The 20,671-nt window shown below is 71.2% G+C and carries 18 protein-coding genes; 8 read left to right on the top strand and 10 right to left on the bottom strand.

Annotated elements, in window-relative coordinates:
- Positions 1-125 precede the first annotated feature (125 nt).
- The gene (locus OHB56_RS18180; protein ID WP_406354447.1) at positions 126-1,673 is read left to right on the top strand and encodes an MFS transporter; all 1,548 of its coding nucleotides are present in this window, start codon (positions 126-128) and stop codon (positions 1,671-1,673) included.
- Positions 1,674-1,856: 183 nt separating this feature from the next.
- Here OHB56_RS18180 and OHB56_RS18175 read toward each other — a convergent pair whose 3' ends face one another.
- Entirely contained in the window at positions 1,857-2,390 is a 534-nt protein-coding gene (locus OHB56_RS18175) for a MarR family winged helix-turn-helix transcriptional regulator (RefSeq protein ID WP_055592567.1), read from the bottom strand.
- A gap of 168 nt (positions 2,391-2,558) precedes the next feature.
- On the opposite strand from OHB56_RS18175, the gene OHB56_RS18170 reads away from it, so the two are divergent.
- Positions 2,559-3,320, top strand: a complete 762-nt coding sequence (locus OHB56_RS18170; protein WP_326757036.1) for a class III extradiol ring-cleavage dioxygenase — start codon at positions 2,559-2,561, stop codon at positions 3,318-3,320.
- 193 nt (positions 3,321-3,513) lie between these two features.
- Here the strand turns inward: OHB56_RS18170 and OHB56_RS18165 are convergent, their stop codons facing one another.
- Positions 3,514-4,044, bottom strand: a complete 531-nt coding sequence (locus OHB56_RS18165) for a GNAT family N-acetyltransferase (RefSeq protein ID WP_406354445.1) — start codon at positions 4,042-4,044, stop codon at positions 3,514-3,516.
- A 208-nt stretch (positions 4,045-4,252) separates the two neighbouring features.
- Between OHB56_RS18165 and OHB56_RS18160 the strand changes: the two genes are divergently transcribed.
- The 5 genes from OHB56_RS18160 (at position 4,253) to OHB56_RS18140 (ending at position 10,901) form a co-directional block, all read left to right on the top strand.
- Positions 4,253-5,251, top strand: coding sequence for an RNA polymerase sigma factor RpoD/SigA (locus OHB56_RS18160; RefSeq protein WP_406354444.1), 999 nt, complete (start codon positions 4,253-4,255; stop codon positions 5,249-5,251).
- Positions 5,252-5,713: 462 nt separating this feature from the next.
- Complete coding sequence (locus tag OHB56_RS18155) at positions 5,714-6,409, top strand: TetR/AcrR family transcriptional regulator (RefSeq protein WP_406359129.1); 696 nt, start codon at positions 5,714-5,716, stop codon at positions 6,407-6,409.
- Positions 6,410-6,791: 382 nt separating this feature from the next.
- On the top strand, positions 6,792-7,553 hold the full coding sequence (locus tag OHB56_RS18150) for a DeoR/GlpR family DNA-binding transcription regulator (RefSeq protein WP_326753209.1): 762 nt from the start codon (positions 6,792-6,794) through the stop codon (positions 7,551-7,553).
- Positions 7,550-8,497, top strand: a complete 948-nt coding sequence (pfkB, locus tag OHB56_RS18145; protein ID WP_326753208.1) for a 1-phosphofructokinase — start codon at positions 7,550-7,552, stop codon at positions 8,495-8,497. The genes OHB56_RS18150 and pfkB overlap by 4 nt, the downstream gene beginning before the upstream one ends.
- A gap of 175 nt (positions 8,498-8,672) precedes the next feature.
- Positions 8,673-10,901 (top strand): fructose-specific PTS transporter subunit EIIC, encoded by a 2,229-nt coding sequence (locus tag OHB56_RS18140; protein ID WP_406354443.1) that lies wholly within the window; start codon positions 8,673-8,675, stop codon positions 10,899-10,901.
- Between the two features lie 670 nt (positions 10,902-11,571).
- Here the strand turns inward: OHB56_RS18140 and OHB56_RS18135 are convergent.
- Positions 11,572-12,327, bottom strand: a complete 756-nt coding sequence (locus tag OHB56_RS18135; RefSeq protein ID WP_326753205.1) for a DUF6227 family protein — start codon at positions 12,325-12,327, stop codon at positions 11,572-11,574.
- Positions 12,328-12,664: 337 nt separating this feature from the next.
- Positions 12,665-13,714 (bottom strand): P1 family peptidase, encoded by a 1,050-nt coding sequence (locus OHB56_RS18130; protein ID WP_326753204.1) that lies wholly within the window; start codon positions 13,712-13,714, stop codon positions 12,665-12,667.
- Between the two features lie 122 nt (positions 13,715-13,836).
- On the opposite strand from OHB56_RS18130, the gene OHB56_RS18125 reads away from it, so the two are divergent.
- Positions 13,837-14,013: a hypothetical protein gene (locus OHB56_RS18125; protein ID WP_095534257.1), complete on the top strand. Its 177-nt coding sequence runs from the start codon at positions 13,837-13,839 to the stop codon at positions 14,011-14,013.
- A gap of 27 nt (positions 14,014-14,040) precedes the next feature.
- Here the strand turns inward: OHB56_RS18125 and mscL are convergent, their stop codons facing one another.
- From mscL to OHB56_RS18095, 6 genes are all read right to left on the bottom strand, one after another.
- Positions 14,041-14,565, bottom strand: coding sequence for a large conductance mechanosensitive channel protein MscL (gene mscL, locus OHB56_RS18120; protein ID WP_406354440.1), 525 nt, complete (start codon positions 14,563-14,565; stop codon positions 14,041-14,043).
- Between the two features lie 174 nt (positions 14,566-14,739).
- On the bottom strand, positions 14,740-15,246 hold the full coding sequence (locus OHB56_RS18115) for a hypothetical protein (RefSeq protein WP_326753202.1): 507 nt from the start codon (positions 15,244-15,246) through the stop codon (positions 14,740-14,742).
- A gap of 450 nt (positions 15,247-15,696) precedes the next feature.
- On the bottom strand, positions 15,697-16,539 hold the full coding sequence (locus OHB56_RS18110; protein ID WP_326753201.1) for an S-methyl-5'-thioadenosine phosphorylase: 843 nt from the start codon (positions 16,537-16,539) through the stop codon (positions 15,697-15,699).
- A 78-nt stretch (positions 16,540-16,617) separates the two neighbouring features.
- On the bottom strand, positions 16,618-16,962 hold the full coding sequence (locus OHB56_RS18105) for an FmdB family zinc ribbon protein (protein WP_326753200.1): 345 nt from the start codon (positions 16,960-16,962) through the stop codon (positions 16,618-16,620).
- 339 nt (positions 16,963-17,301) lie between these two features.
- The gene (locus OHB56_RS18100; protein WP_326753199.1) at positions 17,302-18,594 is read right to left on the bottom strand and encodes an MFS transporter; all 1,293 of its coding nucleotides are present in this window, start codon (positions 18,592-18,594) and stop codon (positions 17,302-17,304) included.
- Between the two features lie 436 nt (positions 18,595-19,030).
- Entirely contained in the window at positions 19,031-20,581 is a 1,551-nt protein-coding gene (locus tag OHB56_RS18095) for a potassium/proton antiporter (RefSeq protein ID WP_406354437.1), read from the bottom strand.
- Between the last annotated feature and the right edge of the window lie 90 nt (positions 20,582-20,671).

Genomic DNA, 20,671 nt, shown 5'->3' with positions numbered 1-20,671 from the left:
CCGATCTCCATAGCCGACCCGGCGGCCGTCCCTTGGGCGAGCCGTTCCGTGAAGACACCGTTTTTTCGTCGCAAACTCCGAATTTTTCCGTCATGAAATCCCGAAGTCCCGAAGTGGGTACCCCCATGTCTGAAACAGCCTCAAAGGCTCCCGGCGTACCGGATGCCAGCCGCTGGAAGGCGCTCGTCTTCATCGCGCTCGCCCAGCTGATGGTCGTCCTGGACGCCACCATCGTGAACATCGCCCTGCCCTCCGCCCAGCAGGACCTGGGCATCTCCGACGGCAACCGGCAGTGGGTCGTCACGGCCTACGCCCTCGCCTTCGGCGGACTGCTGCTCTTCGGCGGGCGGATAGCCGACCTGTGGGGCCGCAAGCGGGCGTTCGTGCTCGGTCTGGGCGGCTTCGCGGCGGCCTCCGCGCTGGGCGGCGCGGCCACCAACGAGGCCATGATGTTCGGCGCGCGTGCCCTGCAGGGCGTGTTCGGCGCGCTGCTTGCGCCGGCCGCGCTGTCCCTGCTCGCGGTGATGTTCACCGACGGCAAGGAGCGCGCCAAGGCGTTCGGCATCTACGGTGCGATCGCCGGTGGCGGTGGTGCCGTCGGCCTGATCGTCGGCGGCTTCCTCACCGAGTACCTGAACTGGCGCTGGACGTTCTTCGTGAACATCCCGTTCGCTGTCGTCGCCGCGCTCGGCGCGTACTTCGTCATCCGTGAGCCGCGGGGCGGCCGCAACCGTTCGCCGCTGGACATCCCCGGCGTGGTGCTGTCCACCCTCGGACTGGTCGCCCTCGTCTACGGCTTCACCCGCGCCGAGTCCAAAGGCTGGAGCGACTCGCTGACGGTCGGCATGTTCGTCGCGTCGGCCGTCCTGCTCCTGGCGTTCGTCCTGGTCGAGTCCAGGGTCAAGGCGCCGCTGCTGCCGCTGCGGGTGGTCACCGAACGCAACCGCGGCGGGGTCTACCTCTCGCTGGGCCTGGCGATCATCGCGATGTTCGGCCTGTTCCTCTTCCTCACGTACTACCTGCAGATCGTGCAGGGCTACTCGCCGGTGAAGACCGGGTTCGCCTTCCTGCCGATGGTCGCGGGCATGATCACGGGTTCCACCCAGATCGGCGCCCGGCTGATGACCCGGGTCGCGCCCCGGCTGCTGATGGGCCCCGGGTTCCTGGTCGCCGCCCTCGGCATGCTGATGCTGACCCGGCTGGAGGTCGACACCTCCTACGCCACCGTGCTGCTGCCCGGCATGCTGCTGCTCGGTCTCGGCATGGGTACGGCGTTCATGCCGGCCATGTCGCTGGCCACCCTGGGCGTCGAGCCCCGGGACTCCGGAGTCGCCTCCGCGATGGTCAACACCTCGCAGCAGGTGGGCGGCGCGATCGGTACGGCCCTGCTGAACACGATCGCGGCCTCGGCCACCACGTCCTACATCGCCGACCACATCGGCGGCGCCGCGAACCGGTCCCAGCGGCAACTGGTGCAGCTCGAAGGCATGGTGCAGGGCTACACCAGCGCGATCTGGTTCGCCGTCGGCATTCTCGTGCTGGCCGCGGCCATCGCCCTGACCTTCGTCAACGCCGGCCGCCCGGGGAGCACGGTCACCGGCGCCTCCGGCGAGGGCACCAGGGTCGCCGGGGGCGCCGAGGAGGACGTCGCGGTGCCGGTTATCGCCCACTGACGGCCTGCCGCCGCACGGCCTTCACCGCCCACCGCGGCCGGTAACCGCCGGCCGTCAACCGCCCACCGCCGGCCGGTTACCGGCGACTTTCACAGGTCGGTGTCAGTTCCTTCGGGCCACCCGTACGGAGGGGGAGGGGACGCCTCGTCCGTACGGCTTCCAGGACCTGCCCCGGCTCCGTGCTCAGCGGAGCCAGGGCAGGTCCGCACCCGCTTCGCTGGGCTGCAGGCCCTCGGCGACGATCTCCATGATCTCGCCCAGGGCCTTCTGCTGTTCGGGGGTGAGCCGGTCGAGGAACGCCTGTCGCACGGCCTCCACGTGCCCCGGCGCGTTCCGGCGCAGCACCTCGAAACCTTCGTCCGTCAGCACGGCGAACTGGCCCCGCTTGTCGGACGGACAGTTCTCGCGACGCACCCAGCCACTCTTCTCCAGGCGGGCCACGGCGTGCGAGAGCCGGGAGCGGGTGATCTTCGCCAGCATCGCCAGCTCGGTCATGCGCAGCCGCCGTTCCGGTGCCTCGGCGAGCTTGACCAGCAGACTGTAGTAGAGGTGCGGCATGCCCGCGTCCCGCTGGAGCTGGCGGTCGAGGTGGTCCTCCAGGAGGGTGCTGGCCTCGATGTACGAGCGCCAGACGCGTTGTTCCTCGGCGCTGAGCCAACGGGGTTCGTCGGTGCCTGCCGGGCCGGGTGCCGCTGCGGAAGTGGGTGCCGTCGTCATGTACTCCACTGTAAAGCCCCTCTCCTTGAATGTTAAACAAAGTTGCGCTAGAGTTCGGAGTCAGAGGTTGAGGTTTCAAGTAAAAAGCTTCAGCCGCCCACCAGCCGGATCAGATCCCACAGACCGTCGGAAGGAGTCGCAGCCGTGACCGCCGCCACTCAGGAACGCATGCCCGCGCTGTACCTCAGCCATGGCGCCCCGCCCCTGGCCGACGACCCCATCTGGCCCGGTGAGCTGGCCGCCTGGTCCGCCGAACTTCCTCGCCCGAAGGCGATCCTCGTCGTCTCCGCCCACTGGGAGGAGGCCCCGCTTGCCCTCGGCGCCACCGAGACGGTCCCCCTCGTCTACGACTTCTGGGGATTCCCCGAGCACTACTACCAGGTGAAGTACGGCGCTCCCGGCGCTCCCGCGCTCGCCGATTCCGTACGCAAGCTGCTGCGTGCCCCCGGCATCCCGGTCCAGGACGTTCCCGACCGGGGCCTGGACCACGGCGCCTATGTCCCCCTGGTCGAGATGTTCCCCGGGGCCGACATCCCGGTGCTCCAGGTTTCCATGCCGACCCTGGACCCCGTGAAGCTCATGGACATCGGGCGCAAGCTCGCGCCGCTGCGCGACGAGGGCGTGCTGATCATCGGCTCCGGGTTCTTCACCCACAACCTGGCCGCACTGCGGCAGGGCGGCATCCCCAGGTGGTCGGCCGAGTTCGACGACTGGGGGCACCGGGCGTTGGCCGCCGGTGACGTGGACGGGCTGCTCGACTTCTCCCGCAAGTCGCCGGCGGGCATGCTCGCCCATCCGCGTACCGAGCACTTCGCACCGCTCTTCGTGACCATGGGCGCGGCGGACGCCGCCGGCGACCTGGACACGCAGAAGTCGGTGATCGACGGGTTCTGGCTGGGGCTGGCCAAGCGGTCGGTGCAGTTCGGCTGAGGACGTCGGCGCGCGGGGGCCGGGCCTGAGCCCGGCCCCCGCGCGCCGGTTCTTTGGTGGCCGTTGGCTCTCCGGCGATCGTCGGTCTTCCGGCGGTCGTCGGCCCTCGTGCACCGGACTCCCGGCGATCGCCGGGAGTCCGGTGCACGGTCGCAACACCCGGTCGCCCGGTCGCGGCACTGGCGCCCGCCGGCTACAGCTCCTTCTCGTACCAGGCCACGTCCCAGTAGCGGCCGAACTTGCGGCCCACCTCGCGGTACGTGCCCGTGTGCCGGAAACCGAAGCGCTGGTGCAGCCGCGTGGAGGCTTCGTTCGGCTGGGCGATACCCGCGTAGGCGCGGTGCAGATCCTCGCCCGCCAGGGCCTCGAACAGGGCCGTGTAGAGCAGCGTGCCGATCCCGCGGCCTCCCGCGTCCGGGGCGACGTAGACCGTCGTCTCCACCGACGTCGCGTAGGCGGGCTTCGCCCGGAAAGGGCTGGATGTGGCGTAGCCCAGAATCTGCTCGGAGTTCCCGGTTGCGGTCGAGGCCGTGGCAACCATCAGGCGGTACGGGCCGTCTACAGGGTGGGAGAGCAGCCAGGGGCGGCGTTCCTCAGGGGTGAGGACGGTGGTGTCGAACGTGATGGCCGTCTCGCGCACGTACCGGTTGTACAGATCGGTGAGCGCTGTCAGATCGCCTTCGGCCCCCGGTCTGACCTGGGTCTTCGTGTAGTCCGACGACATCCCGTCCCTCCGTGGCCCGACAGGGTACTGCATGATCAGAAAATTCGGGGGTCGAGTGGGGAATTCTGTCCGGATTCCAGTCGTTGTTTCCAACAGATGCCGGGCACCCGAGCAGAGTCCGAAGCGAGAGACCGAGACCCTGGACCTGACGTACGTGCCGGGCATTCGCAGAGCCGCCCGCCGACCTCATCACCGTAAGGGAGCAAGCATGGCAACCCGTGCCGTCGCCCGTCGTAAGTCCGCCTCCGGCGAGACGGCCGACTCGGCAAGCAGTGTTCGCGCCCATCGTGGCGAGATTGCCGACCGCGATCTGGTCGGCATGTACCTCGATGAGATCGCGCGCACACCGCTGCTCGACGCCGCCAAGGAGGTCGAGCTGTCCCAGATCATCGAAGCGGGTGTGTTCGCGCGGCAGATCCTCGACGGCACCGAGGAGAACGAGGTGGGGGCCACCGCCGAGGAGCTCCAAGCGCTGTACGACGCGAGCGAGCAGGCCAAGGACGTCTTCATCCGCTCCAACCTCCGCCTGGTCGTCGCGGTGGCCCGCCGCTACCCCCGCAGCGGTCTGCCCCTGCTCGACCTGATCCAGGAGGGCAACGCCGGCCTGGTGCGCGCGGTCGAGAAGTTCGACTACCGCAAGGGCTTCAAGTTCTCGACCTACGCCACCTGGTGGATCCGTCAGGCCATCACACGGTCGATAGCCGACCAGTCCCGCACCATCCGCCTGCCCGTCCACCTGGTGGAGGAGCTGGGCCGGATCCGGCGCGTGCAGCGCGAATTCAACCGTGAGCACGGGCGGGACCCGGAGCCCGCGGAGATCGCCGCCGAGCTCGGTTCCACCCCGGCGCGGGTGACGGACGTGCTCGACTGGGCCCGCGACCCGGTCTCGCTGAACATGGCGGTGGACGACGAGGGCGAGACCCAGTTCGGCGACCTTCTCGAGGACACCTCGGCGGTGTCGCCGGAGCAGTCGGTGCTGACGCTGCTGCGCAGCGAGGAACTGGACGATCTCATCGGCCGCCTCGACCAGCGCACGGCTTCCATCATCAAGATGCGGTACGGCATCGACGACGGCAGGGAGCGCACCCTGACGGAGGTCGGCAAGCAGCACGGCCTGACCCGCGAGCGGATCCGCCAGATAGAGAAGCACGCGCTGATGGAACTGAAGAAGCTGGCCCGCGACACCGGGTTCGACGCGGCGGCGTAGAGCCGGTGCGGGGCCGGTGCAGGGCCCTTGGGGGCGCCGGGGGACGAAATACGGCGCAAACATGACGCCCTGACACTGCTTCAACCCACTGGGCCAGGGAACAAGAATGCAGAGCGCAAGAGTTCGGGTCCCGAGATCCGGGGGATCGGAAGATCTCCGCCGGAGACTCTTCGGGCTTCGGCCTCCCGGACGGCTCTCCTGAACCACGTCCCGTCGCACCACCCCCCGGCGCCGGGACTTCCCAAGCCGGGTCCGGCACCCTCCCCCCGGGTGCCGGACCCGGCTTTCCCCTGTGCGGGACAGGAAAGCGGGTCACCCCGAACCTGAACCCCGGGGTGACCCGCCAGATGGCAGATTGTGCCACATGGGCATACCCTGCCGGGCGTGAGCAGCAGCACCACCCCGCCGTTTCTTTCCGTTCCTCCCGTCTCGCTGACCGAGCGGCGCAAAGCCGAGACCCGGATGGAGATCGCCCGCGCGGCGGCCGGTCTCTTCGTCCGCCAGGGCCTGAAAGCCACCCGCGCCGAGGACATCGCACAGGCGGCGGGCATCGCCCCGCGCACCTTCTACCGGTACTTCGCAGCCAAGGAAGAAGCCGTCGCCCCGCTCTACGAGGCCGGCGCCCGACGCTGGGTGGAAGCGGTACGGGCGGCACCGCCCGGGACGTCCGTACCGCAGGCTCTGGAGGACGCCGTGCGGTCCACGCTCGGACCGGGTGCGGGGGAGTCGTCGGATTCCTGGATGTGGGTGCGCACCCTGGTCCGGCTGACCCACTCGACCCCCTCCCTGCGCCGGGTGTGGGCGGAGGTCTGCCAGACGTCGGAACGCGCACTGGCGGAGGTCCTGGCGGCGCGGGTGCGGGCCGGTACGGCGACTGACGACGATGCCGAGCATGCCACCCGCGCAGCACAGGTGGACGGCACAAGCCGCGTCGGCGGTGCCGGCGGTGCCGGCGGTACCGGCAGGGTCGACAGTGCCGCCGTGGACGCGCGGCTGCGCTTCGCCGCCGCCGTCGCGAGCGCCGCCGTACGCGCGGCCGTCGAGGGCTGGGCGGCGGGCGACGGTACGGGTGAGGACCAGCCGGGACCGGCGGAACTGGCCGTGGCCAACCTCGCGACGCTGCGGGACTTTCCGTGGGACGCCCTGACGAAGTCCTGACGGTTCCCTGAAGACGCTCCGACGAGACGGCCCGGCCCCGCCGCCCCGGCAGCCGCTCGGCAGCGGCCTCCTCAAGCCGCCCTGCCCGCCCGAGCCGCCCGAGATATCCGAGTCGCCGAAGCCGGCGGACTCGTCGATGGTGGGAAGAGGTGGATCGAACTCATGTCCTACCTGAATCCAGGCCTTGCTGCTCGCATCCTGGCCGCCCCGCCTTTCCCTCCGCCTCGATGATGTATCGGCCATGCCGGAGGGAGAGGGCATCGAGCGCGACCCTCATGCCCGTTCATGCCCGATTGAGCCCGTTCCTGTTTACTTTCCGGAATTCCCGGCGTAGCCTTCAGGAAAAGTCACACGTTCGGGCACGGTTCGGAGGTGAGTGGACATGTACGCACCAGAGCGGCAGCAGGAGATTCTGCGGCTCGCCCGGGACAGTGGCCGGGTGGATGTGGTCTCGCTGGCCGTGCAGTTCCAGGTGACGGCGGAGACGATCCGCCGGGACCTGAAGACCCTCGATCGAGCGGGAGTGGTCCGCCGGGTGCACGGCGGGGCCATCCCGGTCGGTCGCCTCGACTTCGAGCCGGACCTCGCCGAGCGCGAGACCACGGCCGCCGACGAGAAGGACCGTATCGCCAGGGCCGCCCTCGCGGAACTTCCGGACGAGGGCACGATGATCGTCGACGCCGGTTCGACGGTGGCCCTGTTCGCCGCCGCCCTGCCGGTGGAGTTCTCGCTCACCGTCGTCACCCACAGCCTGCCCACCGCGGCCCGGCTCGCCGACCACCCCGGTATCCAGCTGCACCTGGTCGGAGGCCGTGTACGGCACCGCACACGGGCCGCCGTGGACGCCTGGGCGCTGCGCGCGTACAGCGAGATCCGCGCGGACGTGCTGTTCGTCGCGGCGAACGGCTTCTCCACCGAACACGGTCTGACCACCCCCGATCTCGCCGAGGCGGCGGTGAAGCGCGCGGCCATGGCAGCCGCCCGCCGTGTGGTGCTGCTCGCCGACTCCTCCAAGCACGGCCAGGAGCACTTCGCCCGCTTCGGCGGCCTGAACGACGTGGACCTGCTGATCACCGACAGCGGGCTGAGCCCCGAAGACGCCCTCGCGATCGAGCGCGGCGGCACGGAAGTAGTGCGTGCATGATCCTCACCGTCACCCCCAACCCGTCCCTGGACCGTACGTACGAGGTGCCCGCGCTGGAGCGGGGCGAGGTCAACCGGGCCACCGGCGAACGCGTGGACCCGGGCGGCAAGGGCGTCAACGTCTCCCGGGCCGTCGCCGCGGCCGGCCGGCGCACCGTCGCCGTGTTGCCGCTGGGCGGTGCACCGGGTGCAGTGGTCGCCGAACTGCTGGACGCGCAGGGCATCGAGGTCGCGCCGGTGGCGGTGGCCGGGGCCACCCGGTCCAACATCGCGCTCGCCGAGGCGGACGGCGTCCTGACGAAGATCAACGCGCCCGGCCCGCAGCTGACCGCGGCCGAGCAGGAACTGCTCCTGGAGACCGTCCACCGGCAGTCGCGGGGTGCCGACTGGATCGCCTGCTGCGGCAGCCTGCCGCGCGGCCTCGCACCCTCCTGGTACGCCGAGCTGGTCGAGCGGGCGCACATCGCCGGCGTGCGCATCGCCCTGGACACCTCCGGGCCCGCACTGGCCGCGGCGCTGCGCGAGCGGCCCGACGTGGTGAAGCCGAACGCAGAGGAACTCGCCGAGGCCGTCGGATGCCGGCTGACCACCGTGGGCGACGCGGTGAAGGCGGCCGAGGAACTGCGCGGAATGGGCGCCCGTACCGTGCTCGCCAGCCTGGGTGCCGACGGCCAGGTGCTCGTCGACGAGCACGGCACCTGGTTCGGCACCGCCCGGGTGGACGTCGTCCGGAGCAATGTGGGCGCGGGCGACTCCTCGCTCGCGGGCTTCCTCATCGCCGGCGGGCGCGGTCCGGAGGCGCTTGCCTCGGCGCTCGCCCACGGAGCGGCGGCCGTCCAGACCCCCGGCAGTGTGATGCCCACGCCGGGAGACCTGGACCCGGCCGCGGTGACGGTCACGGCGACGGTGCCGGTGGACCGCGCGTTGAAGGAGCCGGTGACATGAGCGCCGATGTTCGTGCCGCTCCGGTCCTCGCAACCCCCTCGGTCCTCTCCGTTCTCACAGCCCCTTCAGCCCCTTCAGCCCCCTCAGTCCCCACGACCCCCCACCGCAGCACCGTCCCCGTTTTCCCTTCCGCCCACCCCACATCAAGGGCGATACGCGTGCAAAGGAGCCCGCGATGAGCGAGATGATCACCGCGGACCTGGTCGACCTCGACCTGTCCGCCGACACCAAGGAAGCGGCGGCGCGAGCCCTCGCCGAGCGGATGGTGACCCTGGGCCGGGTGACCGACCTGGAGGGCTTCCTCGCCGACGTGGCCGCCCGTGAGGCCCAGATGCCGACCGGCCTCGACGGCGGTATCGGCATCCCGCACTGCCGCAGCGAGCACGTCACCGAGCCGACGCTGGCCTTCGGACGCAGCGCCGCCGGGATCGACTTCGGTGCGCCGGACGGCCCCGCCGACCTGATCTTCCTGATCGCCGCTCCGGCAGGTGCGGACGACGCCCACCTGGCGATCCTTTCCTCGCTGGCGCGGAAGCTGATGAACGCCGAGTTCACCGACGGGCTCCGGGCGGTCGGCGACGCCGAGGGCGCCGCGGCGCTCATCCGCGGGGACGAGCAGCCGGCGGCCGACGGGACCGGAACCGCCACGGCGGACGCGGCCGGCTCGGGCACCTCGGACAAGTCCGACCGCCCCGACCGTCCTGAGAGCTCCGAGGGCTCCGACAGCTCCGCAGGCCCCACGGAAGACCCCACGGACTCCGTGGTGACGCCGGTGGCGGCCTCCGCCGGTGCCGCCACCGGCGCAGCCACCACGGACGCGGGCGCAGCCACCACGGATGCAGCCACCACGGATGCGGGCGCATCCGACGCGGGCGCAGACACGTCCGGCGAGGGCGCGCGTCCCTTCCGGATCGTCGCCGTCACCTCCTGCCCCACGGGCATCGCCCACACGTACATGGCGGCGGAGGCACTGGAGAACGCCGGCCGGGAAGCGGGCGTCGAGGTCGTGGTCGAGCCGCAGGGATCGGCGGGCTTCGCCCGGCTCGACCCGGCCGTGATCGCGGCGGCGGACGGAGTGATCTTCGCCCACGACGTGCCCGTCCGGGAGAAGGAACGCTTCGCCGGCAAGCCGACCGTCGACACCGGCGTCAAGGCGGGCATCAACCGCCCCGCCGAGCTGATCGCCGAGGTCCGCGGGAAGGCCGAGCGCGGTGAGGCCACCGCCGCTGCCGCACCGGGCGGCACCCCCGTGGAACGCACCGGCGAATCCGGTGAGGGCTACGGCACCAAGCTGCGCAAGTGGCTCATGTCCGGCGTCAGTTACATGGTCCCGTTCGTCGCGGCGGGCGGTCTCCTCATCGCCCTCGGCTTCGCGATCGGCGGCTATGAGATCAACAAGGCGCCGTCGGTGATGGAACACTTCGTGTGGACCCAGGCCGACAGCTGGGGCGCCCTGCTCTTCCAGATCGGCGGCGTCGCCTTCGGGTTCCTCGTCCCGGTCCTGGCCGGCTACATCGCGTACGGCATGGCGGACCGGCCCGGACTCGTGCCCGGATTCGTCGGCGGTTCGATCTCCCTCACCATCAACGCCGGTTTCCTCGGCGGTCTCGCGGCCGGTCTGATCGCCGGTGCGGTCGTGCTGGCGATCCAGCGGGTGCGCATCCCGGCGGCGCTGCGCGGCATCATGCCGGTGGTGGTGATCCCGCTGATCTCCTCGGCGGTGGTCGGCTTCCTGATGTTCGTGGTGATCGGCAAGCCGATCGCCGAGGCGCAGAACGCCATGACCGACTGGCTGAACGGCCTCACCGGCACCAACGCCATCCTGCTCGGCACCCTGCTCGGCCTGATGATGTGCTTCGACCTCGGCGGCCCCGTCAACAAGGTCGCGTACACCTTCGCCACGGCCGGTATCGCGGTCGCCAGCCCCAGCGACTCCGCGATGAAGATCATGGCCGCGGTGATGGCGGCCGGCATGGTTCCGCCGCTGGCGATGGCTCTGGCCACCACGGTCCGCGGCAAGCTCTTCAACCGGACCGAGCGGGAGAACGGCAAGGCCGCCTGGGTCCTGGGCGCCTCCTTCATCTCCGAGGGCGCGATCCCGTTCGCGGCGGCCGACCCGCTGCGCGTGATCCCCGCCTCGATGGTGGGCGGCGCGGTCACCGGAGCCCTGTCGATGGCCTTCGGCGCCACCCTGCGCGCTCCGCACGGCGGCATCTTCGTGGTCCCGCTGATCGGCAACCCGCTGCTCTACCTGGTGGCCATCGCGGCGGGCGTCTGTGTCACGGCGGCCCTGGTGATCATCCTGAAGGGTCTGCGCAAGCCGGTTCCGGGAGCGCCCGGCGCGACCGGCGGCGAGGGCTCGGCGGCCTCGGCGGCGGAACCGAAGCAGCCGGTCGCCGCGTGACGGGAGAGCGGACAGCACGGACGCCGGCAACGGCGGAGGACGGTGCCGACGCAGAACGGCAACGACGGCGAACTTCCCCAATAGGTACATGTGGGATTTTCGCAGGCAAATGAGTCAACTGCGATATAGATCACGTTCGTCACGGTCCGGGGCCAAAGTCCCGGACCGTGATGTGTACTGGGCCCATGCCTGAGCACGACTCGATCTTGAGGGTGACGGGCGCCACCGTCCTCACCCTGGTGGCCGTGGCCTGCACAGCGGGCTTGGCCGGTGCCCTGCGGCGGGACCGCGGGCGGGTGCGGGGGAGCGGCGCCGGCTTGCGGACGCGGATGCGGACGCTCGCCCGAGCGGGAGCGCGGTGGGGGCCCGGAGGGCCGGGACGGCGGGGCGAGGGCATCGGCCCTCGCCCGGATCGGAAGCCGGCCCACAAGCCGAAACGGAATCGGGATCAGAAACCGGATCCGGAGTCGAATCCTGGGCGCGACGTTCCGGAGGCGCGGGCGCTGCGGACGATTCCGCGTCAGCGGCGGACGGGTCCGGAGACGGAGCAGGTGCGGCTCACTGCGGCCGAGCGTGAGGCGTTCGCCGTCCTGGTGCGGCGCTTCGCCGGTGGCCGGGAAGGGTGAGGGCAACGGGATGACGGCGGGTCGGGCGGGTCGGCCCGATCGGGTCAGGGCACCTGTGTCGCGCGCCGCTCCATCGCATCCCGGGCGGCGTCCTCGGTGGCGTACACCTCGCACATGTGCCGCCCGTCGGGCGTGGCCGTGTGTTCCACCTCCCAGAGGGAGATCTCCGCACCGTCACGCAGCAGGAACGCGTGCTCGTACAGAGAGAAGGACGGCCCCGTCCGCCCCGGTCCTCCCGCGGCGGACGGGCGGCCGAAGGCCTGGGTGATCTGGTGGGCGGACGCCGTGGTCAGCAGCGCGGCCGTCCGAGGCCCCGGACGGTCCGTGTTCTCCGCCCGGCGCAGTAAGCGGCGCGCGTGGTCCGCCGAAGCGTCGGGAACGTAGACGGGCAGAGGTGCGGGGATCTGGGACAACTGCACCGCCACGGGCAGTTCGAAGTCCGGGGTCTCCGGCGGCAGCGGCAGCCGGGCGGTGGCCACGCCCAGTTCCTCCTCGTCCAGATACACCTCGTGCTGGGGCTCGCCGCCCGGGCCCGTGTTGTGGACCAGCTCCCAGAGCGTGAGCGCCGAACCGTCGGCGAGCAGCCAGGTGTGCCGGTACGTCTCGCGGTGCAGGCCCGCACTGTGGTGCGCGGAGTGCAGCGAACTGTCCTGCGCCAGCGCGCAGTCGAGCAGGCGTACCGCCTCGTCGGGCAGTTCGAAGGAGTTCAGGGCACGGCCGAGCAGTCGCGCGAGATGCTCCTCAGGAGACTCGGGCGAGTCGGCTGGTTCGTACGCTGCCGTCTCGTACGGAACGCTCAAGGTTTCTCCCGGCATTGCTGCATGTCACCTTGTGGGTGCACACCGTAGCCTCTCGGGCGGACATCGTGTCCGGGAACTGAGAAAACGTACGGCCTCAAAACGAACCGATCACGCGAAGAATTCCCGTCCGTCCCCGGCAACCACCCGTATCCCCTGCTCGGACGCCACTCCTGGCGCTCCTCGCCGGGCCGTCGGCTGCTGATCACGCACTCCGCCCAGCGGTCGGCTTCCTCCGCTCACCGGACGTCCCCGTAGCCCCGCCCGACACCCCTACGCTTCCCCGTTCGGCACGCCACACGCCTCCCTGCCCGGTTCGTCATACAACTACCCGTACGGCTCACCCGTGCAGCTGTGTATGCAGCTGTCCGTACAACTCCTCGTACGACGGCCAGACTCCGCCCGGTCCGTCCACCGACTCGGCCGTGCGCAGGGCCCGTACGATCGCGCGGGTCACCAAGTCGGCGCCCGCCGCGAGGATCTCGTTCAGGGCGAGAGGGTTCGCGGTGTCGAGCGGGCGGGCGCCCGTGGCGAGGGTGAACACCGTGTCCCCGTCGTTGAGCAGATGCACCGGCCGTACCGCCCGCGCGATGCCGTCGTGCGCGGTGCCGGCCAGCTTCTGCGCCTGCGCCTTGGACAGGTCCGCGTCGGTGGCGACCACCGCGAGCGTGGTGTTGAGGGGCTGCGGCCCGTTGCGCTCCGCGATGCCGTCGAGCCGCCGGAGCGCCGCCGCGTGCACCTCCGCGTCGGGATGGCGTACCCGGCCGCCCCGGAACAACTCGCCGTACAGCGTCCCCGTTTCCGGGTCCAGCGCCGACCCCGCCGCGTTGGCCACGACCAGCGCGGCCACCGTGATTCCCGAGTCCAGCACCGTGCTCGCGGTGCCGATCCCGCCCTTCACCGCTCCGACCACGGCCCCCGTACCGGCGCCCACGCACCCCTCCGGCACCCGCGCCCCCGGCGCGGTCGCCGCTGCCGCCTCGACCGCCGCGCGCCCCGTGGCCGCGTCCGGCCGGGCCCGGAAGTCCCCGCCCCGGCCCAGGTCGAAGACGCAGGCGGCCGGCACCACCGGCACCACGTGCGCGGGATCCGGATCGACGCGCACCCCGCGCCCCTGCTCCTCCAGCCAGGCCATCACCCCGGACGCCGCGTCGAGTCCGTAGGCGCTGCCCCCGGTCAGGACGATCGCCTCGACCCGCTGCACGAGGTTGCGGGGATCGAGTGCGTCGGTCTCCTTCGTACCGGGACCGCCGCCCCGCACGTCCACGGCGGCCACGGCCCCGCCCTCGGGCGCGAGCACCACCGTGGTACCGGTGAGCAGGCCGTCTCCGGTACGGGTCGCGTGGCCCACGCGCACACCGGCCACATCGGTCAGAGCGTCAACAGTCATGGCGCCAGTCTCGCGCGCTCACCGCCACAGCAGGCGCCGTCACCGGGGAGCGGCACCAGAGGGCAGCGACAGGGAGCCGCCGACGTCGGGGGAGGCTTCCGCCGGAGCCGTACTCTGGTCGTATGAGCACTGCCCCCGATCCCCGGCCGCGCGAGCCGAAGCCCGCGCTGGTCTTCGACGACCCGCTGGACCAGCAGTCCGCGGACGACACGGACCGGGGGTGGGGCGACCGCCCGTCCGGCGACAGTGCGTCGGACCTGAAGCGCTTCCTCGACGAGAAGCCGCCCCACCACATCTGACCCGGGTGCCGTGCGGGCCGGTGCCGGCTATCGCCCGCCGTACCCCGGGCCCTCGCCGTACCCCGGGCCCTCGCCGTATCCCGGGCTCTCGCCGCGGCCCGATCCGCGCTGCGCGACCAGCTCGTCGCGGATCTCCTTGAGCACCTCGAGCTCGGAGATCTCGACGATCTCGTGCGCGCCTTCCTTCGCCTTCCTGCGGGCCTCGACCCGGGCCAGGTACCGGGCCATCGGCATCACCATCAGGAAGTAGACGACCGCGGCCGTGATCACGAACTGGAGCGTCGAGCCGAGCACCGAACCCCACAGGATCCTGACGCCCGTCGCGGCATCGCCGGTGCCCGTGCAGGGACCCTTCAGACACGAGCTGTAGCTGTCCAGGTTCTGTGTGCCGAAGGCGCCGACCAGCGGATTGATCACGCCCTTCACCACCGCGTTGACGATGTTGGTGAAGGCGGCGCCGATGACCACGGCGACGGCCAGGTCGACGACGTTCCCACGCATCAGGAAGGCCTTGAAGCCCTGCCAGATGCCGGCTTCGTTCTTCTCGCTCACCCCGAGGGCTCCATCTTGTATGTGTGACGTTCTTATGTGTGTGGCGCTTGTATGTGTGACGTTGGGAATCAAACGCTCCGCAACCTATGTCAGCGCCCTGCCGAACCGTCCACTTGGGTCCCTCGAACAAGGGACTTGACACAACACCCGCGAAATCGGCCGAGAAGGACCCGCTCACCACAGGGTCACCGCCAGCCGTGCCGTGGCGCTCGCGCCGGCGAGGTCGGCCGCGGCGGCACGCGGAACCGACAGCACCACCAGGGCCCCGCCCGTGCCCGTGTCCTCCAGTGGCTTCGGCACTTCGGTGACCCGCGCTCCACGCGCGACCACGCGGGCCTCACCGCCTGTCACCCGCTCCTCGGCGGCGATGACATCGACCCGGTCGCCCGGCCGCAGCAGCCGCACGGTGGCGGCGTCGGCGATCCGCACCGGCGCCGTGACCCGCGCTCCCGCGCGCCGTGCCCGTGCGACCCGGTCTTCCGTGGACACCGCCCCGGCCTGCGCGCTCGAAGTGCCCTCGGGGCGCCCGCGCGACCGGTCTGCCTCCCGGGGACCGCCCGCCGCCACCAGCGCCACCGCCGTGACGGCGAGACCGGCCGCCACCGCCCGCCTCCGGTGCCGGACCGGCCGACCCGACCACAGCAGCCCGCCACGCACCCGCACCGGCGCGAAGTGCGGCACCTCGCACCGTGGAGGGACACCGGCCCAGGGCGGGTGCGGAGCTACGGCGGGGCAGGAGGGAGAAGCCGAGGAAGTCGGCGAGGGGGAGGGGGAATGGAGGGAGGAAGGGAAGGCGGAACGGGAGGAGGAGGGGGAGGTGGAGGAGGGGGGCTGGAGCGAGGGTTGATGCAGAGACGACGGAGGGAACGGGGGAGAGGACGACGGCGGGAACGACACGGGACCACCACCTGCGACGAGGGATCGGCTTGCGGATCCCACGATGAGGCTTCCCGCCGTTCTCCGCCGGAGCCTGTGGACAGACCACGGCCTGTGGAAAACTCCCTCACCCGACCGTGAGCCGTAACGCGGTCGTGAACCGCGACCCGACCGTGCGTCACGACCCGACCGTGCGTCACGATGCGACTGTGAGCCGCGACGCGACCGTGCGTCACGAGCCCCGCGCCGGCAGCCCTACGGCAGCGAGAACCCCGGATCCATCCCGCCCAGCGCCGAGACGCACAGGCAGTCCCGTTCCTCGGTCGTCGGCAGCGCCGCCACCGTGTCGAAGAGCACGTTCCGCAGCCGGTCCACGTTGTCCGCGAACACCCGCAGCACCTCGTCGTGCGAGACGCCCTCGCCGGTTTCGACACCGGCGTCGAGGTCGGTGACCAGGGTCAGGGACGTGTAGCAGAGCTCCAGCTCACGGGCGAGCGCCGCCTCGGGGTGGCCGGTCATGCCCACCACCGACCAGCCCTGCGCCTGGTGCCACAACGACTCGGCACGGGTGGAGAAGCGCGGCCCCTCGACCGCGACCAGCGTGCCGCCGTCCACCGGCTCCCAGTCCCGCCCGCGCGCCGACTTCAGGGCGGCGGCCCGGCCTGCGGGGCAGTAGGGGTCGGCCAGCGACACGTGCACGACGTTCGGGACGGTGCCGTCGGGCCGCGGCAGCCCGTCGAAATAGGTGCCCGCCCGGGACTTCGTACGGTCCACGAGCTGGTCCGGGACCAGCAGCGTCCCCGGCCCGTACTCGGGCCGCAGCCCGCCCACCGCGCACGGCCCGAGCACCTGGCGCGCGCCGACCGACCTGAGCGCCCACAGGTTGGCCCGGTAGTTGATCCGGTGCGGCGGCAGATGATGGCCGCGTCCGTGCCGGGGGAGGAAGGCGACCCGCCGGCCGGCCAGTTCACCGAGGAAGAGGGAGTCGCTGGGCGCCCCGTACGGGGTGTCCACCTGGACCTCGGTCACGTCGTCGAGGAAGGAGTAGAAACCGGAGCCGCCGATCACGCCGATCTCGACGTTCGCCTTGTTCGCCATGCTCCGCACCCTAACCGGCCCCGGAAACGCCGAGGACCCCGTCGTCGGACGACGACAGGGTCCCGTAAGGATTCGGCCTCAGGCGGCGGTGCTGCCGGCGGTGCTGCTGGAACTGCCGGAGCCCGAGCTCGAACCGGAGCCCGAGGAGGACGAGGAAGAAGACGAGGACGAGGAACCCGAGGAGTCCGAGGAGGAGCTCGTCGACGAACCGGACGTCTTCGACGCCGGGGTGCTGCTCGACGAGGAGCCGCGGCTGTCGTTGCGGTAGAAGCCGGAGCCCTTGAAGACGATGCCGACCGCCGAGAACACCTTCTTCAGGCGGCCCTGGCAGTTCGGGCATTCGGTAAGAGCGTCGTCGGTGAACTTCTGCACCGCCTCGAGGCCCTCGCCGCACTCGGTGCACTGGTACTGATAGGTGGGCACTGTCTTCCTCCTGGCACTCTCACTCGATGAGTGCTAACGATCGTCAATGGTAACCCGTGCCGCAAGTGAGCGGCGTAACGTGCGTCACCCCGCCACGGGCGGCGGCCGGAGAGTGACCCTCATGAGGACGGGCTTCCGTGCGTGTTCCGCGGGTGTCCCGGACGCACTTCGCGGCGTGGCTTCCCAGGCGGGAAGCCACGTCCGCGGTGCTGTCGCGGCTTTGCCCGCGTGCGCGGGCGGACCCGGTGAGGGCCTGCGCGGCAGCCTGCGAGTGCGTCACATCTCACTGGTCACTGATCACTGCTCACCGATCGCTGCTTACTGCTTACTGCTTACTGCTTACTGCTCGCTGATCGCGACGGGATCGCGACGGGCCGTGCCGCGCGTGACCTCGCGGGTCGCCCGGGGCGGCACCAGCCGTGACCGCAGGGCCAGCAGCGTCACCAGGGCGAGCACCGTACCGCCCATCGGCACCAGGAACCCGGCACCGGACCAGAAGCGGTCCTCCAGCTGCCCGGAGACCGTGACCGCGGCCGCCTGACCGAGTGCCACCGCGCCGGTCAGCCAGGTGAAGGCCTCGGTGCGGGCACCGGCCGGGACCAGGTCGTCCACCAGGGTGTATCCGGTGATCAGGGAGGGCGCGATGCACATGCCGACCAGGAGGCCGAGCCCGCCGAGGAGCAGCGCCGAGTGGGCGGTCCACAGAGCGGAGGCGGTCACCGCGAGCGCCACGTACCCGATGACCAGGCGCCGCTCGGGGGCGGCCTTCCAGGCGATGGCGCCGCAGGCGATGCCGGAGATCATGTTTCCCGCGGCGAAGACGCCGTACAGGATGCCGTTCAGCCCGGGCTCGCCGATCGACTCGGTGTACGCGGCCAGGGACACCTGCATACCGCCGAAGACGGATCCGATGCCCAGGAAGATGACGATCAGGACGCGCACCCCGGGGACGCGGAGTGCGGAAACGTGTTCCACGCGCGCGTTCCCGCGGGCGGCCACCTCGGGCTGCGTGCCCTTCTGCGCGGCGAACAGCAGACCGCCGACCAGGGTCAGCGCGGCCTCGGTCATCAGGCCCGCCGCCGGGTCCACGACCGTGCACAGGGCGGTGGCCAGCAGCGGTCCGACGACGAAGGTCAGCTCGTCGGTGACGGACTCGAAGGCCGCCGCCGTGGTCATCAGCGGGGAGTTCTTGAGCTTCACGCCCCAGCGGGCGCGCACCATGGGCCCGACCTGGGGCACCGAGGCGCCGGTGGGCACAGCGGCGGCGAACAACGCCCACAGCGGGGCGCCGTTCAGCGCCAGCGCGGTCAGGGCCAGCCCGGACAGGGTGTGGAGCAGGACGCCGGGGACCAGGACGGCGCGCTGTCCGTAGCGGTCGGCGAGCCGGCCGCTGTAGGGCGCGAACACGGCCATGGAGACGCCGGTGACCGCCGCGACGGCGCCGGCCGCGCCGTACGAACCGGTGGTGTGCTGCACCAGCAGCACGATGGAGAGGGTGAGCATCGCGAACGGCTGGCGTGCCGCGAAGCCGGGGAGCAGGAACGTCCAGGCGCCGCGTGTGCGCAGCAGTCGACCGTATCCCGGACGGGAGGTGGCCGCAGAGTCCTTCGACGTGGTGACCGTGGATGCCACGGCCCGTGCCTTTCTGCCGCCTGGTGGCGCGTGGGCCCTGGTGTCGGGCGCGCCGAGAGCTGTCCTCTTGCGCTGACTGCGGTAGATGCCGGTGCCACAGCTCAGGGCGTGCCGGCCGCCATACGGTCGCGCCAGCTCTGCGTCAGGCAGAGTTGGTTCGATCTGGGTACCGTTCGCATGGTACAGGCGGTTCCAGGTATACACAGGCGCCAGGCGCTTGTGATCCTGTGAAAGCGGGTGTGGAGAGGCTGATCCCCTGCGAATGGCGGGTCATGGTTCGATCCGCTCCGACCCGCTCCGATCCGACCCGGCCCGCACGCCACAGCGCGAGAGGCGACGCAAAGGCGGGGCGACGCAAAGGCGGGGCGACGAAAGGCGGGGCGACGAAAGGCGGGGCGACGAAAGGCGGGGCGAGAACGATACCGGAAGCGACGTTTCAGCCCCCGGCTCCGCCCGCCCTGCCCTCCCCGGGCCGCGCCCCGTCCGTCCCCAGCCAGCCGGCCAGTTTGCCGCCGCGGCCCACCGCGCGGAGGCGGCGTTCGGCGGCGTCCCGGACCGGGTCGGTGGCGACGACGAGGAGTTCGTCCCCGTGCCGCAGCATCGTCGTCGGTCCCGGAACGAACGAGGTGCCCCCGCGCACGACGAGCGTGACGGCCGCTCCCTTCGGCAGCCGCAGTTCGCCGACCTCCACGCCGTGCATCCGCGACCCCTCCGGGATGCCGACCGACAGCAGGTGTCCGCGCAGCCGCTCCAGGGGCGCCGACTCGATGCCCAGGTCGGCCGCCTCCGCGTCCTCGCCGAGCCGCAGTTTGTGGGCCAGCCACGGCAGCGTCGGCCCTTGGACGAGGGTGTAGACGACGACCAGGATGAAGACGACGTTGAAGATCGACCGGCTGCCGGTGACGCCCTCCACCATCGGAATCGTCGCCAGGATGATGGGTACGGCGCCGCGCAGCCCCGCCCACGACATCAGCGCCTGCTCCTGCCAGGGCACCCGGAACGGCGCCAGGCTCAGCACGACGCTCAGCGGGCGGGCCACCACGGTCAGCACCAGCCCGATGATCAGTGCGGGCACGATGTCGTCGCCCAGTTCGTGCGGGGAGACCAGCAGGCCGAGCAGGACGAACATGCCGATCTGCGCGAGCCAGCCGAGTCCCTCGGCGAATCCGCGCGTGGCGGGCCAGTGCGGCAGCTTGGCGTTGCCCAGCACCATCGAGGCGAGATAGACGGCCAGGAAGCCGCTGCCGTGGGCCATGGCGCCCGCCGCGTACGCGGTGACGGCGATGGCCATGACGGCGATCGGATAGAGGCCGGAGGCCGGCAGCGCCACGTGCCTGAGTCCCAGGGAGCCCAGCCAGCCCACCGCGAGTCCGATGGCGGCGCCGATGGCCAGTTCCAGGGTGATCTCGCCGAGCAGGACGTACCAGTGCTCCATCGGGCCGGCCGTGGAGAAGGCGAGGACCAGGATGACCACGGGGGCGTCGTTGAAGCCGGACTCGGCCTCCAGCGTGCCCGTCACCCGCGAGGGGAGCGGAATGCGCCGCAGTACGGAGAAGACGGCCGCCGCGTCGGTCGAGGACACCACCGCGCCGATGATGAGCGCCTGCTGCCACTCCAGCCCGATCAGGAAGTGCGCGGCCGTCGCGGTGACACCGACGCTCGCCGCGACACCGACGGTCGCGAGGGCGGCGGAGGCGGGCAGGACGGGTTTGATCTCCGTCCACTTGGTGCCCAGGCCGCCCTCGGCCAGGATCACGACCAGGGCCGCGTATCCGATGACCTGCGTCAGCTCGGCGTTGTCGAAGTGGATGTCGCCGAGGCCGTCCTGGCCCATGGCGACGCCGATGCCCAGGTAGACGAGCAGGCTGGGGAGCCCGCTGCGCGAGGAGATCCGGACCGCCGCGACGGCGACGAGCAGGACCAGCGAGCAGACGAGCAGGAGCTGGTTGAGGTGGTGGACAGTCGTGGGCGTTCCCTTCACTGGCACCCGCCCGGCGTGCCCGAGCTCCTGTCCGGGGCCCGGGTGACCGGCGCGTTCACGACGAACTGCTTCGTTACCTTACCTAACTCTTGACGC

It is taken from the genome of Streptomyces sp. NBC_01635, assembly GCF_045209715.1.
In the GTDB taxonomy this organism is placed as follows: Bacteria; Actinomycetota; Actinomycetes; order Streptomycetales; family Streptomycetaceae; genus Streptomyces; species Streptomyces hirsutus.
Note: the sequence above shows the minus strand (reverse complement) of the source record. Positions and strands in the feature narration are given on the sequence as shown.

Bases quoted from the DNA above. Each gene is read 5' to 3' on its own strand.
- OHB56_RS18180 (WP_406354447.1), top strand. From the start codon at position 126: ATGTCTGAAACAGCCTCAAAGGCTCCCGGCGTACCGGATGCCAGCCGC.
- OHB56_RS18175 (WP_055592567.1), bottom strand. From the start codon at position 2,390: ATGACGACGGCACCCACTTCCGCAGCGGCACCCGGCCCGGCAGGCACC.
- OHB56_RS18170 (WP_326757036.1), top strand. From the start codon at position 2,559: ATGCCCGCGCTGTACCTCAGCCATGGCGCCCCGCCCCTGGCCGACGAC.
- OHB56_RS18165 (WP_406354445.1), bottom strand. From the start codon at position 4,044: ATGTCGTCGGACTACACGAAGACCCAGGTCAGACCGGGGGCCGAAGGC.
- OHB56_RS18160 (WP_406354444.1), top strand. From the start codon at position 4,253: ATGGCAACCCGTGCCGTCGCCCGTCGTAAGTCCGCCTCCGGCGAGACG.
- OHB56_RS18155 (WP_406359129.1), top strand. From the start codon at position 5,714: ATGGAGATCGCCCGCGCGGCGGCCGGTCTCTTCGTCCGCCAGGGCCTG.
- OHB56_RS18150 (WP_326753209.1), top strand. From the start codon at position 6,792: ATGTACGCACCAGAGCGGCAGCAGGAGATTCTGCGGCTCGCCCGGGAC.
- pfkB (WP_326753208.1), top strand. From the start codon at position 7,550: ATGATCCTCACCGTCACCCCCAACCCGTCCCTGGACCGTACGTACGAG.
- OHB56_RS18140 (WP_406354443.1), top strand. From the start codon at position 8,673: ATGAGCGAGATGATCACCGCGGACCTGGTCGACCTCGACCTGTCCGCC.
- OHB56_RS18130 (WP_326753204.1), bottom strand. From the start codon at position 13,714: ATGACTGTTGACGCTCTGACCGATGTGGCCGGTGTGCGCGTGGGCCAC.
- OHB56_RS18125 (WP_095534257.1), top strand. From the start codon at position 13,837: ATGAGCACTGCCCCCGATCCCCGGCCGCGCGAGCCGAAGCCCGCGCTG.
- OHB56_RS18110 (WP_326753201.1), bottom strand. From the start codon at position 16,539: ATGGCGAACAAGGCGAACGTCGAGATCGGCGTGATCGGCGGCTCCGGT.